This window comes from Corallococcus sp. AB045 (assembly GCF_003668895.1).
GTDB lineage: Bacteria > Myxococcota > Myxococcia > Myxococcales > Myxococcaceae > Corallococcus > Corallococcus coralloides.
In genome coordinates, this window is the sequence record NZ_RAWN01000032.1 from 46,397 (window position 1) to 63,094 (window position 16,698).

At 70.5% G+C, this 16,698-nt stretch carries 12 protein-coding genes; 6 read left to right on the forward strand and 6 right to left on the reverse strand.

The genetic code is table 11. From position 1 onward, the window contains the following. Positions 1 to 139 precede the first annotated feature (139 nt). From D7Y21_RS10620 to D7Y21_RS10635, 4 genes are all read left to right on the forward strand, one after another. Entirely contained in the window at positions 140 to 3,718 is a 3,579-nt protein-coding gene (locus D7Y21_RS10620; protein ID WP_121712956.1) for a VWD domain-containing protein, read from the forward strand. Positions 3,719 to 3,837: 119 nt separating this feature from the next. After that, the gene (locus D7Y21_RS10625; protein WP_233612053.1) at positions 3,838 to 5,838 is read left to right on the forward strand and encodes an ankyrin repeat domain-containing protein; all 2,001 of its coding nucleotides are present in this window, start codon (positions 3,838 to 3,840) and stop codon (positions 5,836 to 5,838) included. A 118-nt stretch (positions 5,839 to 5,956) separates the two neighbouring features. Further along, positions 5,957 to 6,754 (forward strand): hypothetical protein, encoded by a 798-nt coding sequence (locus D7Y21_RS10630; RefSeq protein WP_147443324.1) that lies wholly within the window; start codon positions 5,957 to 5,959, stop codon positions 6,752 to 6,754. 167 nt (positions 6,755 to 6,921) lie between these two features. Then, positions 6,922 to 7,635 (forward strand): DUF1361 domain-containing protein, encoded by a 714-nt coding sequence (locus D7Y21_RS10635; RefSeq protein WP_121712958.1) that lies wholly within the window; start codon positions 6,922 to 6,924, stop codon positions 7,633 to 7,635. A 185-nt stretch (positions 7,636 to 7,820) separates the two neighbouring features. On the opposite strand, the gene D7Y21_RS10640 is transcribed toward D7Y21_RS10635, so the two are convergent. The 4 genes from D7Y21_RS10640 to D7Y21_RS10655 form a co-directional block, all read right to left on the reverse strand. After that, a complete protein-coding gene (locus D7Y21_RS10640; protein WP_120565815.1) occupies positions 7,821 to 8,339 on the reverse strand; it encodes a GFA family protein in 519 nt (172 codons plus the stop codon). Positions 8,340 to 8,388: 49 nt separating this feature from the next. Next, entirely contained in the window at positions 8,389 to 10,860 is a 2,472-nt protein-coding gene (locus D7Y21_RS10645; RefSeq protein ID WP_121712960.1) for a PQQ-dependent sugar dehydrogenase, read from the reverse strand. A 144-nt stretch (positions 10,861 to 11,004) separates the two neighbouring features. Continuing rightward, complete coding sequence (locus tag D7Y21_RS10650) at positions 11,005 to 11,658, reverse strand: hypothetical protein (RefSeq protein WP_233591798.1); 654 nt, start codon at positions 11,656 to 11,658, stop codon at positions 11,005 to 11,007. A gap of 14 nt (positions 11,659 to 11,672) precedes the next feature. Next, positions 11,673 to 12,440 carry an endonuclease/exonuclease/phosphatase family protein gene (locus D7Y21_RS10655; protein ID WP_233591799.1) on the reverse strand — a complete coding sequence of 256 codons (768 nt, stop codon included), beginning with the start codon at positions 12,438 to 12,440 and terminating at the stop codon, positions 11,673 to 11,675. A gap of 356 nt (positions 12,441 to 12,796) precedes the next feature. On the opposite strand from D7Y21_RS10655, the gene D7Y21_RS10660 reads away from it, so the two are divergent. Next, complete coding sequence (locus tag D7Y21_RS10660; protein ID WP_120565818.1) at positions 12,797 to 14,083, forward strand: hypothetical protein; 1,287 nt, start codon at positions 12,797 to 12,799, stop codon at positions 14,081 to 14,083. A gap of 95 nt (positions 14,084 to 14,178) precedes the next feature. Here D7Y21_RS10660 and D7Y21_RS10665 read toward each other — a convergent pair whose 3' ends face one another. Further along, positions 14,179 to 14,817 carry a glutathione binding-like protein gene (locus D7Y21_RS10665; protein ID WP_121712962.1) on the reverse strand — a complete coding sequence of 213 codons (639 nt, stop codon included), beginning with the start codon at positions 14,815 to 14,817 and terminating at the stop codon, positions 14,179 to 14,181. 106 nt (positions 14,818 to 14,923) lie between these two features. Between D7Y21_RS10665 and D7Y21_RS10670 the strand changes: the two genes are divergently transcribed. After that, complete coding sequence (locus D7Y21_RS10670) at positions 14,924 to 15,850, forward strand: LysR family transcriptional regulator (RefSeq protein ID WP_121712964.1); 927 nt, start codon at positions 14,924 to 14,926, stop codon at positions 15,848 to 15,850. Between the two features lie 144 nt (positions 15,851 to 15,994). Here the strand turns inward: D7Y21_RS10670 and D7Y21_RS41740 are convergent. After that, on the reverse strand, positions 15,995 to 16,698 hold a 704-nt coding region (locus tag D7Y21_RS41740), incomplete at its 5' end, for a hypothetical protein (protein WP_158627270.1).

The window sequence follows — 16,698 nt, forward strand, 5'->3', positions numbered from 1 at the left end:
ATCCACGCGGGCTTCGTTGCCTCCCGGGCCACGGGAGACGTGGCCGCTGGGGAGTGATTCCGCGCGGTTGAACGCGGCCATCTCCTTGCAGCGATTCCGGACGCTCCCAACGCCTCACGTCCTTCCCGGAGGTCCGCGCATGAGACGCAACCGACTCATTGCTTCGTTTCCCCTTCAGCTGGTTTTCGCGGCGTCGCTGTACACGGCGACGGCCGAAGCCGCGGCCCTCCGGGTCATGCCCCAGGGGCTTGGCTCCGGCACCGTCACGGGCACGGGCATCAACTGCACCAACAGCCTCGGCAGCGACTGCGATGAAACCTATGCCGCCAGCGCGTCCGTGACCCTCACCGCCACGCCGTCAGCGGGGTCCTCCTTCGCGGGCTGGAACATCGACCTGGACGAGGACCTGACGTCCACGCCGGACTGCACGGGGACGGCGCCCCTCTGCACCCTGTCCATGGGCGTGGCGCGGTCCGTGAAGCCTGTCTTCCGGCTCGCGGCGGGCACCGTCAACCCCATCCCCGTCGCCAACCCGAGCGCCATCACGCCCGAGGAAATCGAGGCGTATCTCAACAATCCCGCCAACGCGGCCACGAACACCGTGGCCCGCTTCGTCAGCGCCCTGCCGGCCGAGTACAGGGCCAGCCCCATCCTGATGGCGCGTTCGGAGAGCCTCCAGACGGGCACCGCGGAGCACCCGCGCCTGCTGCTCTCCAGCAAGGACGCCCGGTCCGTCTTCTCCATCGGGCCCGCGCCGCATGCGTCCTATCCAGGCTCGCATCCGGACGTCATCGAATACATGCAGTGGGACGAGGCGACGAAGAACTTCCGCTTCCACGAAATCATCCTCACGGCCATCCCCCCGATGGGCGCCATCCCGCCGCGCTCGCGCCACATCGAGAAGGATGATGGGAAGTGCGCGGCCTGCCATTCGACGCGCAACGTGCTGAACCGCACGGGCGTCCCCGGCACGGATGGCATCCCGGTGGGTGTCATCAAGACGAAGAACAAGCCCAACTGGGACCCCTATGACAACTGGGGAGGGATGCTCCCCTTCAACCGGGATCGCCTCTACCAGGGCTCGGTGGACATCGCCGCGTTCCGCAAGCTGTTCAACCCCTGGACGTGGCGGACGCAGCCCGAGGTCCGCCGGCTCATCGAACAGCTCCGGCTGCAACCCCCCGGACGGCTGCCGGCGGGGAGCCCCCATCTCATCACGCGCTACCGGGGCGGCCCCAACGACGGGACGCCGCGCTTCAGCTTCGACCTGACGCCCCCGGTGACGACGGAGCCCGTTCCGTCAGGGAACGCTCCCACCATCGCGACGGCGTATGGCTTCAACGCCCAGCCGGGCGTGGGCGCGCTGACGTCCGTCACCCGGGGCGGCCCGTCCGTCACGCTGTTCCATGACTCGCTCATCTCCGGGGACGAGGGGCGCGGCGTCCAGCTGTTCGACCTGCTGGGCGGCCTGGATGGAAGCCTCAACCAGCGGCGCATCGCGGACGAGCTCGCCAGCCACCGCTGGGCGACCGGCAGCGTCTACGTCGACCCGCGCCCGGTGGCCCTGGCCATCACCAAGGGCTGCCTCACCATCAACAGCTCGCTGAACACGGTGCAGAGCAACCCCGCGGGCCTGGCGGTGGACCTGCCCTTCTTCACGTCGCGCAACGGCCTGGGCATCAACGCCCTGCGCGACGACACCCTGGCGCGCACCCAGAGCATCCCGCGCCGCAAGGCCGACATCGAGAAGCTCAACCTGAGCCGCGCGAGCGACCCCTACGTAACGACCGGGACGACGGTGAACGGCCTTATTCCCCAGTACGGCGCCGCGACCAGCGCGTCGACGGATGTGTCGCTGGCCCGGCTGCGGCAGGAGGTGTTCCGCCGGCCCATCGACAACCCAGCCCCGGACTCGACGGTCATGGGCGGCATCCTCGTGGACCGGGAGCAGTACAGCCCCAATACGAACCTGGTGACCCTGTACCGGTACTTCCTGGAGCCGCTCGGCGTGTCGGTGGACAAGTGGTCCCTGGGCGTGCGCGGCCGCTCGCGCGCCTATGGCTTCGCCGACGTGTTCGGCACGTACACCAATGCCCTGCGCACGGAGCTGGAGGCCAATCTGACGGCGGACCCCGTCCCCGGCCTGGCGGCGCCCTACTCCTGCGCCAGCCTGATTCCGGCGGTGAACGCGACGCTGGCCTCGCTGCCGCCCGCGGGCGCCGACCCGACGTACACGGACGTGCAGCGCATCTTCAACAAGGCCTGCATCGAGTGCCACGGTGGGCTGGACTACCCGCCGTACAAGAACTTCGGCACCTACCTGAACCTGGCCGAGAACCAGAGCGCCCCCGGCGTGAATCCGCTCACGGCGCCGCATGCCATCGCGGAGTCCCTGGCCACCAGCCTGACGGCGCCGCTGTTCGACCGCATCACCCGCACGTCGGAGGCCTGCGGCAACGGGCTGGGGATGATGCCGTGTGGCGGGCCGCCGCTGAGCCAGACGGACATCGAAACCATCAAGCGGTGGATCATCGGCGGCAATCCCTCCCTCTGGGGCGACCCGCACCTGACGACGATGGACGGCGTGCGCTACGACTTCCAGGGCGCCGGTGAGTACGTGCTCCTGCGCGACCCGGGATTGGAGCTCCAGGCGCGCCACACACCCGTGCAGACCGAGCACCCCGTGGGGCCGGATCCACACACCGGCCTGACGGCCTGCGCGAGCATCACGACGGCGGTGGCGGCGCGCGTCGGCCCGCATCGCGTCAGCTACCAGATGAACGCGGAGAAGCCGGAGCTGCTGGAGCTGCGCGTCGACGGCAAGCCGGTGACGCTGGAGAAGGAGCTGCTTCTCCCCGCCGGAGGACGCATCACGTCCACAGGGACGAACGGCGGCATCCGCATCGAATCCGCGGGAGGCACGCGCATCACCATCACCACGGATTGGTGGGCGCACTACGGCCTCTGGTACATGAACATCGACGTGCGGCAGGCGCGCGCCACGGAGGGCCTGCTGGGTCCCATCGCCCCGGGCAACTGGCTGCCCGTGCTGCCGGATGGCTCGCAGTTGGGGGAGCGTCCCTCGGACCTGGGGGACCGCTACGTCGGCCTGTACGAGAAGTTCGGCGAGTCCTGGCGCGTGTCCAAGGACACGTCCCTCTTCGACTACGCCTCCGGCTACTCCCCTGAGTCGTACACGCTGCGCGAATGGCCCGGGTACAAGGCGGACATGTGCCGCATCGAGAAGGCGCCGCCCGGCATCCCGGTGGTGGAGCCGCTGAAGGCCATTCCGCTGGAGGAGGCGGAGGCGCTGTGCAAGGGCGTGTCGAAGGCGCGTCTGCGCGACTGCGCGCAGGACGTGGCCGCGACCGGCGAGCCGGGCTTCGCCCAGACGTTCATCACGACGGAGAAGCTGGGCCGCAACCTCCCGCCCGAGACACTGGAACTGGTGGCGCCGCAGGAGACCGCCATCACCTCGTCGACCGTGACCTTCGAGTGGAAGGACGCGTACGACAAGGACGGGGACGCCGTCGTCTACCGGCACTGCGTCTGGAACGTGAACACCCGCTTCACCTACGCGGCCTGCACGAAGGGCGTGCCCGAGCAGTCCAGGACGGTGAAGCTGGAGGGCGGCAGGGACTACTTCTGGAAGGTCCTCGCCGAGGACGGCCGGGGTGGCACCACGGAGAGCCGCACCTGGCGCATGACGGTGAAGTAGCCCCACGTCGCGGCTGAAGAACGAAGGCCCCGGATTGCCTGTGAGCATCCGGGGCCTTGTCGTGTGACGCCGCTGTTTGCCCGGGCAACCCCGTGCGCCTCCTGGCAAGGTCCCCTGCCATGCCACGCCCCCGGACGCCCAGGAAGCCTGACACCGCCGCGCTGATGAAGAAGGCGGACGCGTTGCTGGATGAGATGCCGCCCCAGTTGGAGCAGGCCATCGCGCTCCTGCGCGAAATCGTGGAGGCGGATCCGGAGCACCTGCTGGCGCTGCACTCGCTCAACTGGGCCCTGGATCCGACCCGGCGCATGGAGCCCCACCGCTGGGAGCGCGAGGTGAAGGCCGAGCACTGGCGGGTTCGCGACCGCATCCTCGAATTGACCCGCGGGACGAAGCCCGGCGGAGAGCTGTCGACCCAGCAGAAGGCGCGCGCGCTGGCGCTGAGCCAGTGGGCCGACGATCTGGTGCGGCGCAAGCCGACGGACGCGCAGCTCCAACAGGCGGAGGCCGCGCTGGTGGAGGCCGAAGCCCTGCGCGACATCGCGGACCACGCCTGCGCGCGTCGGGGGCTGGAAGCGTGGCACGCGCTGCGGCGAGGCACTCCGGAGCAGGGCTACCGGAAGCTGCTCGCCCGGGTGGAGGCCGCTCCCGACCCGCGCGCCCGCGACGACGAGGGCAACGAGGATCCGTTCGCCTTCCAGGGCCTGGAGGGCGCCTTCTCCAACGACGGCTTCCACGCGTGGCTCCGGAAGCAGAAGGCCGCGACGCGCCCCCCGGCGAAGAAGGCCAAGGCCCTGGACGACGCACTCCTGCAGGCGGCGGGGCTCGACGCGTCGCCCTTCTTCGGCCCTGGCTTCGAGGGGGAATGGCGCACGGGCCGGGTGCTGGCACTGATTGCGCTGGGGGCCGACCTGGAGGCCCGGGACAAGAACAAGCGCGGTGTCCTCCACCTGGCCGCGATGGTGGACGACGCATCGCTGGTGAAGGAGCTCCTGCGGCTGGGCGCTCCCGCGGACGCGACCGATTCAGCGAAGTCCACGCCCCTGCACGCCGCGGCCGAGCATGGAAGCACGGCCTGCATCGCCCTGCTGGCGAAGGGCGGCGTTCCCGTGGACGCGCTCGACAACGCGGGGCGCACGGCGCTCTTCGACGCGCGGCGGGCGGACGTGGCGCGAGCGATCATCGACGCGGGCGCCAACCCCAACGCGGGCAAGGGCTGGACGCCGCTGCACCAGCACGCGCGCATCCAGGAGCGCGGGCCCGTCATCCAGGTCCTGCTCCAGGCCGGAGCGGACGCGGCTCGCAAGAACGCGGCGGGACAGACGCCCGTGAAGGAGGCGCTGGAGCACGGCAACCCGCACCTCGCCCAGCTCATGGGCGCCAGGGCGCCCTCGGGGAAGAAGGGGGCGCTGGACGTGCAGCCGCTGCTGGCCGCGCTGACCCGCAAGCGGAAGGCGTTGCTCAAGGCCTGGTACTTCGAGGACAAGGACGTGGACTCCGTGGAGCAGGTCCTGAATCGGCTCGCGCTGGAAGGCGCCACGTCGTGGGACGCGCTCGCGGCGGCGGTGCAAGGCATGCCTCCCTGGACGGCCATGGCCCTGGTGGAGCTCGCCCGGGATGTGCTCCCAGCCGAAGCCAAGGCGCCTTCCTTCTCCAAGCTCCCACGCTTCGTGCGCGGGGACCTGGTGGTGAAGGGCGACGTGCAGGTGGACGGGCCCCTGCTGGTGACAGGAAACCTCACGGTGGAGGGCGTGCTGAGCAACGCAGGGCCCGAAGGCCTGCTCGTGGTGGGCGGCTCGCTGCGCGCGAGCGGCGTGGATACGGATGGGGAGCTGGTCGTGGGCCAGGACCTGGAGGCCCAGGTCGTCTGGGGGCACGGCAACGACGCTGCGCTCCGGGTCGGCGGCGTGCTGAAGGCCAAGGCGGTCATCGCGGATGACCACGACGTGCAAGCCCAGGTGAAGGCAACGCATCACTTCGCCGCAGGGAACTTCGACGCCACGGACGCGTCGCTCCAACAGCTCTTCGTGCCAAAGGCTTTCGCTCGGGCGCGACTGGACCGGGAAAAGCTGTTCAACGCCCTTCGCAAGGCGGGAAATGTTTTTCGGAGCCCGGACTGACAGGTGAAGCCGCGGACCAGCACCTCGCAGTCGTGCCGGTCCGCGGGTCAGTACACCCGCCCACCACCGGAGCCCACCTTGGGCCCGGTCAGATGAACGCACGCAAGGGGGGCGGCGGATGAAACGGATGAAAGCGGCGCTGTTGTTCCTGTCGTTGGGCGCAGGCCTGGGCTGCACCAGCACCTACGACCCGTACTACTACGACGACGTCTACTACGATTCGTACTACGGGGCGTATGACGCGGCCTGGAGCTATGCCTGGGTCGACCCTGTCTACAGCTATTGGTACTACGCCATCGGCCAGGTGCAGGCCATGGCCGTCGACCCGGCCACCGCGGCCACCCAGCTCGCGGCGAATGCCTCCACCGCCTTCACCCCCTCCGGCTGCGCCACCGCGACGGCGACGGGCGCGACGGTGAACTACACCTTCAACGACTGCACGGCGGCGGTCTCGCTCACGCAGATCTCGGGCAACGTGGAGGTGGTGCTCTCCGACAATCAGGGGCAGCTCGCCGCCACGGCGAACTCCAGCGGGCTCACCATCAACGGAGAGCCGTACAACCTCTCCCTGCAGATCGCCGGCTCCCCGCCGGATGGCGACCAGCGCAAGGTGACCGTCACCTCCAACAGCTTTTCGCCGAATCGCTTCGATTCGCGAACGTCCCAGAGCACGGTCACCTGGACGGCGGGCAGCGGGTGCATCACCGTGGACAGTACGTCGCAGGCCACGAAGGGCGGGCTCAACTCGACGGCGACCGTGTCCGGCTACCAGCGCTGCGACCACCAGTGCCCCACGGCGGGGATGGTGCAGGTGGAGACCAGCGAAGGGACGTTCACCGCGACGTACGACGGCAGCAACACACTTCGGGTCGTCGCGCCGAACGATGACGTCAAGACGTACGACCTCGACTGTTGAGCGCCGGGCGCGGCCGGGGCGGACGGTGGCGTCTGGCCCTGGCCCGCGCATTGCTCAAGGGCAGGCCCGAGGGCTCCAATGACGGCGCTCCGGGTCCACGCCCTTCCCGGAGCCGTTGCACCGTGGCCATTCCGCCACGGTGCGCGGCTGGGTCGCCACACGCAACCATGTCCCGACCGCACTCCCCCTTCGCCTCCATCCCGAGCCGCCACGGACTGCTGCCCGCGATCCTGTGCAGCATCCTCGCGGTGGACCTGCTGGCCCTGCGGCTCGACTGGAGCGAGCGCGCCAGCTTCGCCTTCCTGTCGTGGAACCTGTTCCTGGCCTGGGCGCCGTACACCCTGGCCCTCATCGCACGCGGGCTCATGGTGCGAGGCCTGGGCCGTCCGTGGCTCCTGGCCCCGCTGGCGCTTGGCTGGCTCGCGCTGTTTCCCAACGCGCCCTACCTGGTCACCGACTTCATCCACCTGCGTCAGCGGCCCGTGGTCCCGCTCTGGTTCGACGCCGCGCTCCTGGCCCTCTTCGCCGCCACCGGGTGGCTGCTGGGCCTGCTGTCCCTGGACATCTGGAAGCGGTGGCTGGAAGAGCGCTGGGGCCGCACGGCGGCGTGGGCCTTCGTCGCCATCACCTCCGGCCTGTGTGGCTATGGCATCTACCTGGGCCGCGTGGAGCGCTGGAACAGCTGGGACGTGCTCTCGGAGCCGGACCGCCTCTTGCGCGCCATGGCCTCGCACGTGAGGGATCCCCTGGCCCACCCCGCCCTGCCCTCGCTCACCCTCCTCTTCGCCCTGCTCCTGCCGCTGTCCTACGCAGGCTACGAGGCGCTCGTCGCCCGCTGGTGCCGCCAACGCGTTACACTTCCCGGCGCCGGAGTGAGGTGAACGTGGCGCCGCCTGGGTCGTCGGGAGGATGCACCGTGACAATCGAGCGCGACCTCAACGAAGCGCTGCGCGCCTCCCGGGTGGAGCTGGATTCGGAGGCGGGCTTCGAGGAGCTAGCGGCCGGATGGCGCGGACTGAAGGATGGTTCGAGATCGCCGCCTCCCTGGGTTGAGGGGGCCGCCTGCTCAGCGCTTCAGCAGCATGGGGATCCACGCGAGGAAGAGCTTCGTCATGAACCTGACCGACAGGAAGCTCGGATGGTTCGGAACATCGTTGGGGAGCTCCACGCCCGCGGGCTTGTAACGGGTGCAGGTGCGCAGCTCCAACGGGGGCACCTCGCCGGTGAACCGGTTCCGGTAGACCGAGAACCAGTGCGGCCCCGGGCCCATGTCCATGTACATCCCCGAGTTGCAGCACGTCGCGACGAGCCGCCTCGTCGCTGAAGCGTCCTTGAGCTTGAAGCCCGACAGGAGCGACTCACCTCGGGAGACACGGAGGCGATCCTTCCGGTAGAGGAGGAAATCCGTGCCGCCCAAGGGGCCGCGAGGCGACGGCGCGTTCGGAAGGGCCTCGATATGGCGGCCCCCCTCCTGGCAGTCGTCGCAGTAACACTCGACGTGGATGATGGGCGGACCGCGCCCCTCGAGCGCCACCTGTCCACAGGCACAGGTGGCGGTCCGGATGACGTCGTTCTTCTCGGGCATGCGCCTCCTCTATTCCGGCGGCGGCGCAATCACGAGCGCTTTCGCTGGGCTACCGGAACCACCGGAGCCCGGCCACGGCGTCACCGTCGTGCTCGTAGTACTCGACGACGACGGTGTGCTCACCGGCGCGCATCCAGCGCGCCTGCATGTAGTTGGTGGAGGATTGGTCCTTCCAGCCATTGATGATGCGGCTGCCATCCACGAAGACCCGGATGCCGTCATCCGCCTGGGCCAGGAAGAAGTACAGGCCCGTCGCGAAGTAGAACCGCCCCGTCCAGCGCACGGAGAAGTCATCCGCGCCCACGCCCTCCACGGGGTTGCCCGCCCCCCAATAGTTCATGAGCGGTGCCCCCTCGCAGCGCACCACCACCGGGACGCCCGCCAGCTCCCGGTTGGTGAAGTACTCCGCGCGGTACTGCCCCGCCGGGCACTCCGCGGGCCCGACGGGTTCGAAGAAGGCCGTGACGCCCACGTCCTCCGTGCCCACCTGGAGGGTGTGCTCCGCGGGCCCGCCGTCGGACCAGCCGACGAAGCCGTAGGGGCCCTGGGGTGACGGCGCGAAGAGCGCGTGCGAGGAGCCCGCGACCACGGAGCGCACCAGCGGTGAGGGGCTGGCCGTCCCGTCGAACACCAACTCCAGCCCGGGAGGCGACGTCTCCAGCGTCACCTGCACCTTCAGGGGCAGCAGCGTCACCATCCGGCTGCCCGTCAGCCCCGCGGAGTCCGTCGCGGTCAGCGTCAGCGCGAAGCGCACGTCGTCGCCATGGTCCGGGATGGTGAAGGATCCGCTGGGGCCCTGGCCCTCGGCGTAGGGATGGGAATGGCACGCGCCCGGCGTGCAGTGCACCAGGGTGAGCGTCCACGCCATCCGGTCGGCGGGGATGGCGCCGTCCTCCGCGTCGCTCGCCGAGCCCGCGAACGTCACCACGTCTCCCACCTTGAAGCGGAACGCCTCCGACGGCGAGTGGATGGACACCACCGGCGACAGGTTCCCCACGGAGATGCGCACGGAGGCCGTGTGGCTGCCGCCATGCCCGTCGCTGACGGTCAGCCGGGCCACGTGGAGGCCGGCCACCTCGTACAGGTGCTCCGGGTTCGCCACGCCCGACACGGAGTTGCCGTCGCCAAAGTCCCACACGTACTGGAGCGCGTCGCCGTCCATGTCGCGAGAGCCGGCGCTGGAGAAGAACACCCGCAGGGGCGGCCCGCCTTCGCGCGGCGTCGCCGAGGCCACCGCGACCGGCGGCGTGTTGTTGGCCGGGTAGCGGATGCGGCGCAGCTCACCCGCGAGGATGTCCACGACGTGGAGCTGGGAGCCCGGCCCGCTGCTCAGGTCGACGACGCCGCCCGCCTCGGTGGCGAAGAGCGCCACGCTGTCCGGCACGAGCTGATCATTCGCATCCACCCGCAGCGCGCGGATCCATTGCTGGGTGTAGTCCGCGAAGAAGTAGGCGCCCCGCCACTGCTCCGGGAACGCCGGGTCCTGGATGAAGGCGCCGCCCGTGGACGTCTGGCCCTCGGCATGCGTCCAGGAGTACAGCGGCGGCCGCACGGCGCTCGGGCCCCGGGCATACAGCGCCTGGCACACGCCCTTGGGCTCGTAGCCGCGCTGGCGACCCGAGCCCTCGTAGCAGGGCCAGCCGAAGTTCGCGCCCGGGGTCGCGACGTTGATCTCCTCGTGGTCGTTCCAGCCGACGTCGCCCACGTAGGGCGTGGCGGTGCCCGGCCGCAGGTTGAAGCGGTACGGATTGCGCAGCCCCAGCGCCCACACCTTCGAGCGGTTGGCCTGGCCATTCCCATTCCAGAACGGATTGGACGGCACACCCTCGCCGGTGCGCGTCACGCGCAGCACCTTGCCCGCCAGCGAGTCCAGGTCCTGCGCCCGCAGCGCGTCGTCATCCACCGCGTCGAAGCGGGCCCCGTCCCCCAGCGACACGAAGAGCGTGCCATCCGGCGCGAACCGGATGTTGCCCACGGAGTGCGACGCGCTGTCCGAAGGGATGCAGTCGGAGCCGGGAGGATGGTCGTTGCAGGAGCCGGCCACCACGGTGCCTAGCAGCACCGACTCGCTGGCGGGCGAGGCCGTGTCCCCTACCGCCGTGTAGCGCGCCAGGCGCGACGTCTTGGGCCCGTCGTCATCCGTGGCATCGTCGTCGTAGGTGTAGAGCAGGTAGACGTAGCCGTTCTGCGCGAAGGCGGGGTCCACCGCGAGCCCCAGCAGGCCCCGGTCATGGTGGTTGTTCACCCGCGCGCCGAGGTCCAGGAAGGGCGTGGGCAACAGGACGCCGTCCTTGACCAGCCGGACCACCCCCGCCTTCTCCGCGACGAGGATGCGCCCATCCGGCAAGTGCGCGAACGTCGTGGGGTAGTGCAGTCCACCCACCACGAGTTCGGACGAGAAGCCCCCTGGCAGGGCCCGCGCGGCGGGCTCTGGAGCCCTGGCCCCCGCCAGCAACACCCAGCCCAGCCCGAAGCAAAGACAGATGGCGAATGGATCCGGCCAGCGGCGCGGCAAGGACATGGGCCCCCTCCAACGGGTGCGAAAAGAGTGGGCGCAAGCTGGTGCCTCCACTCCCTCCAGCCACCCGTCCCGGGGCCATGCATCGCTGTCACCTTGCGCGCGACACCCCAGCCAAAGAGGGCCGAGCGCGCGCGGACGCTCACGTCAGCGACGGGAGGTGCGTCCCCAGCGGAGCGTCAGTCCGGCGTAACCGGTCGGCTGACGGCGGCCGTCCCTCACGTCGAACGGAAGCTCGAGGCCACCCTCCGCCCGCAGTTCGAGCGAGGGATTCAGCCGGTACGCCACGCCCAGAGAACCGCCCGGCGCGACCAGCAGGTGCGAGCCGTTGAGCCTGCCCTGGAAGACGGTGAGCGGGCCCGCGAAGGCCCCCATCAGCGACGCGCCCCCGGTCAGGGTCCACCTTCCATTGAGCCGATAGTCGACCAGCGTCTGGGCTCCCAGACGGAAGTTGACGGGCTCCGTGGAGTTGTTGGTGACGGGCACGTACCAGACGCCCGCGCTCGGGGCGACCGACACGGTCCAGGGTGAGCGCTCCACCAGCCGATGCCGGGTCCCCAGCTCCAGGCCCAGCAAGGTGAGGCGGCCGCCCCAATCCCAGTTCTCGCCGGCCCCCTTGCGGAAGGTGAGCTCGGGGTTGGGCAGATACGCCCGCTCCCGGCCGCGCTCGAAGGCAATCGTGTTCACGGAGACGCCGACCTCGGTCGTCCCCACGGGCGTCGTCGCCGCGCCCAGGTTCCGCGCTCCGCTCAGACACCCGGGGGCGCAGAGCAGCAGCGCCCCCATCCACAGCGCACGCATGAAGGGCCTCGGCGTCATCGCGGCCATGCGAAGCGCACCCAGACCGGCTGGTGGTCGCTCCCGGAGGGACGCGGGTCCACGCCGCGCTCCACCGGAGTGAGCCCCCGGACGAAGACGGAGTCGAGCGCCAGGCCGCCGATGACGGAGTCCACGGTGTCCCCCACCCCTTCGGAGGCCCACTGGAAGCCCCACTGCGAGAACAGCTTCACGGTCTGCGTCAGGCTCCCCGGGTCGGAGGTGTTGAAGTCGCCGGCGATGACCTGCGCCGGCGCCGCGCCTTCGACCGCATGGATGACGGTCTCCGCCTGGTCCAGCCGCGCGCCCAGCCCGACGATGGGGGTCGCGCCGTGCACGGAGACCACCTGGAAGGGGGTCCCCTGGATGTCCACCGTCGCGGCCACCCCGATACGGTGTTGCTGGTGGTACGGGTCGTCGTAGGGAAGGTTGATCTTCTGGTCCGCGGTGATGGGCCACCGGCTCAGCACGGCGTTCCCGAAGTCATCACCGTCCTTGGCCACGGAGGCGGGGTAGTAGACATAGGACAGCCCCAGCTCCCGGGCGATCCGCTCCACGGCGGGAGCGTCCATCTCCTGCATCGCGATGATGTCCGCGTTCGCGAGCGGAGGGCTCGACAGGGACGCAACCGCCTCGGTGACCTGCTCGGCGAAGGCGAGGTTGTATGTCACCACGGTGACCGAGGAAGGGGCCTCCACGGCGGTGGGTTGCACGGGCCGGTAGTCCCCGCTGTAGCGAGGCCCCTCCGCGTCGGAATAGCTCGCCATGAGGGGGCACCCGGTCAGCAGCCCGCTCATCAGGAGGGCACACAGCCATACGGCCGGGCGTGCTTTCTCGCACCGCAAGGACTTACTCATTCCGGCAACGAACGCCGCGCAACCCCCGGGACTTCCACGGGGATGAAGCCAATGCCTGCATGGCCGGGAGGGCGCACAGTTCACCAGTGGCTGATGCGCACGCCTGCCCTCCCCGCGAGCACGGTCTGGAGCGCGTGAGCCAACTCTCGCGCAAGACCCGGGCCCCGTGTTCGCGCCGGGCCGCGGGCTCTATCCATTCGCCTCGCGCGGCGGGCCGAAACCTTCCGCGCCCGCCGTCCTACCCGCGGTACCCACGAGGCAGCTGAATGAATCAGGAACAGTTCTCCATGCAGGGGCAGCAGATGTTCGCCGAAGCCCTCAAGGCTCGGATCGTCGACGCCGTGCACGAGCGCGTCGTGTCCGGCCTGGAGGAGCGGATCGGCTCGGAGATCCGCGAGCGCGTCGGCGACGCGATTCGCGGTGCGGTGCGTGAGCGCATGACGAACATGCCGCAGGGGGAAGGGGCCGGGATGCCGTTCGACACGGAGCAGATCGCCGAGGCCATCCACCACCGCCTCACCGACGTCATCCATGAGCGCATCGTCAGCGGCGTGCACGAGCGCGCCCGCGAGGTGCTCCGCGAGCGGCTGGGCGAGGCGCTGCGCACCGCCCTGGCCGAGAATTGGATGAGCATGCAGCAGGGGCACGGGCACTTCGACCCGCAGCGCATCGCCGAGCGCGTGCGCGTCAAGCTGGAGGACGCCCTGCGCGACCGGCTGGGCAACGTCGTGCGCGAGCGCGTTCGCGACGCGATGCGGGAGCGGCTGGGCGAGGCGCTGCGCTCCGCGATGATGGAGCGGAGGATGGGCATGGAGGGCTTCGGGATGGACCCCGAGCGCATCGCCGACACCCTCCGCACCCGGCTCGCCGACAACGTGTCCGAGCGCATCCACATCGTCGTGCGCGAGCGCATCCGCGAGGCGTTGAAGGAGCGGCTGACGGACATGCTGCGCTCCGCGCTGTCCGAGCGCCGGCTGCAGATGGGCCAGATCGACCCGGAGCGCCTCGCGGACACCCTCCGCGACCGCATCGCGGACACCCTCCGCGAGCGCGTCCAGACCGGTCTGCGTGAGCGCGTGCGCGACGCGCTGCGCGAGCGGCTGGGCGACGAACTGCGCGCCCGGATGAGCGAGCGCACCCAGGGCATGATGGGCTTCCAGCCGCAGGGCGTGGGGATGATGGACCCCGAGCGCATCGCCGAGGCGCTCCGCGGGCGCCTGGTCGACGCGCTCCACGAGCGGCTGTCCAGCAACCTCCGCGAGCACCTGCAGGAGGCGCTGCGCGACCGGCTGGGTGACGCCCTCCGCGAGTCGCTGGGCGCCGTGGGCGGGGTGGGTCACACGATGCGGGGCGGGTTCGGGGAGCAGCACGTGGGCGGCTACCAGGCGCAGGGCCCGGGCCCGGTGGACACGGAGACCCTGGTGTCCGCCATCCGCGAGCGCGTGGGTGAGGACCTCCGCGAGCGCATGGCGAACATGGTCCGCGAGCGCGTCGCCGAGGCGGTGCGCAAGGAGCTGAGGAACGGCCCCACCGGCACCCAGCCCCTGGCCTGACGGACACGCGGCCCAGGGCCGGAGACTCCCTCCCCTCCTCCATCGCTTCAGGAGGAGGTGGAGGGAGTTGTTGCCTGTGCACCGCGCCGCCGCCGTCACGGAGCCGGCTTGCGCTTTTCGAGCTGGGCCATGTAGAGCCTCCGCTCCTCGGAGAAGGCCTTCGCGACGCTGGGCCGCTCCAGCAGGCGCGCGAAGTACGCGCTGAGCGCGGGCCACTTCTTCAGGTCGATGGGCGTCGCCACGCACCAGCCGAGCACCGTCACCAGGTACGCGTCCGCGACGCTGAAGCGCTCCAGCAGGAACTCACGTCCGGTGAGGTGCTTCTCCAGGTAGGCGAGCCGGGCGGTCCCCCTCTCCAGGGCATAACTCCTGGCGCCCTCGGGCGACGACGCGTCGAGGAGCGGGGAGAAGGTCGCCTTGTGCAGCTCCGTCCCGATGAAGGACAGCCACTGCTGGAGCCGCACGCGCCCCCGGTTGTCGGTCGGCGCGAGCTCCGCCCGAGGAAGCGCCCCGGCCAGGTATTGCAGGATGGCGGCGTTCTCCGTGAGCACGTCTCCGTCGTCGGTGCGCAGCGCGGGGACGAGCCCGAGCGGATGCACCTCCAGGTAGTTGCTCCCATCGAGCGTGCGCTTCGTCTTCGAGTCGACCTCGATGTACGTCGCCTCCGTGCCCGCCTCGTACAGGCAGACGCGGGTCGCGACCGAACAAGACAGGGGGGAGAAGTAGAGCTGCATGGGATGTCCTCCAGGACGTCGAACGTGGGCCTTCGCGAGAAGGCGAGCGCCACTCTCCGCTTCCGGGATGGATGCGTCCAACGCATCGTTGGCATAGGCTCGATGCATGGATGACATCGCCCCGCCCTCCCCTCGCCTCGACGTGCGCGACCTGCGCGTGGTGCTGGCCCTGGCCTCCGCCGGCACCACGGCCCGGGCCGCGGCCGCGCTGCACCTCACGCAGCCGGCGGTGAGTCGCGCGCTGCTCGCGGCGGAGGAGCGGCTGGGCACGCGACTCTTCGACCGGACCCCGCGTGGGCTCGTGCCCACGCCAGCGGGCCAGGAGCTCATCGCGGGCGCCACGCGGATTCTTGTGGAGCTGGGCGACCTGGAGCATCGCGTGCGCGCGCCGGTGGCCCCGTCCATCCGCCTGCGCCTCGTGTGCGAGTGCTACACCGCCTACCACTGGCTGCCATCCGCGCTGGTGACGCTGCGCAAGAGCCTGCCGGGCCTTCACCTGTCGCTGTCGGTGGAGCACACCCAGGACCCCGTCCCCGCCCTGGTGGCCGGAGAGCTGGACGTGGCGCTCCTCACGACGTCGACCGTCCCTCGCGCCGGGCTGGAGAGCCGGCCGCTCTTCTCGGATGAGATCATCTTCGTGGTGGCCGCGTCACACCCGTTGGCGTCCCGCCGGGCGCTCACCCGGGAGGACCTCCGTGAGCACACCCTGCTCACGGGGCAGACGCCCGCGGCGGAGTCGCACTGGTTCATGACGCAGGTCTTCGGCCGCGAGCGGCCCCGGCTCCGCGTGGAGCGGCTGCCGCTCACGGAGGCCATCCTCGACGTGGCCCGCGCGGGCCTGGGCGTCGCGGTGCTCTCCGAGTGGATCACCACCCCGCACATGGGCAAGGGCGACCTCGTCGTGAAGCGGCTCGCGTCCGGGCCCTTGCGGCGGCCCTGGCGGATGGCCTGGAGGAAGGAAGTGGGAGACTCCGCGCTCCGCCTCCACGCCGCGCTCGAGCCCACCGTGCCCCGAGGGCTCGCGGTGGGGTAGCGCGCCGTGGCTGTCCGCTGCGGTGTCACCTCATTCCGAGAGGTGTCTATGATTGAGGCGGAATGAATCAATACGTGTCGTGCGACACCCGCCGCACCCGGAGCCTGTCAGTCATTCCGGAGACACGAAATTGTTCCAGGGCCGTCAGGGCATGGGGCTGGGAGAGACTTCCGTCGCCGCGGCATCCAGCCGCAGCGTCCGCGTGACGCGCGTGCCCTCGTCCAGGCCCTCTCCGAAGGGCACCGGCATGCTGTCCTCCGGGCGCGCGGGCAGCCCCTGCGTCACCGACGCAGGCACCGCGTAGGTGTGCTCGCCCACCCTCACGGTGGGGCTGCCGCTGGCCGTCAGCTCCAGCTCCAGGTCGAAGCCGCCAGTGGACGGCACCCAGTAGCGAAACAGCACGCCCTGGGCCGCGTTGCGAGTCCGCAGCGTGTCGCCCGGGGCCTGCTGGCCCGCGAGCCGCGCCGAGACCACCGCGTCTCCGGGCAGCACCTGTACGTCCACGAAGGCCGCGTCCGGGCGGGACGGGGTGATGTGGAGCGACACCTTCCGGCGCCCACCCTCCCCAGCCTCCTGCCGCGTCTCGACCGCGGGCCCCCGCATGTCCTCCCCTGGCGTCGGCGCCGGCGCGTACCAGAACGGCCCCTTCACCTCCGGCAGCGCGTCCACGGCCTCCCGCTTCGGGTCGCCGCCCAGGTACGCGCGAGTCCAGTCGTTGAGCACGGGATCCGAGGACACCCAGCGCGCCGTCTTCGCGTCCGCGTCCACCAGGTACAGCAGGCCCGTGGGGCGCGGGTTTCGCGCGTCGAAGCGCTGACCGGCGGCGAGCGACACCAGCAGTCCCAGTC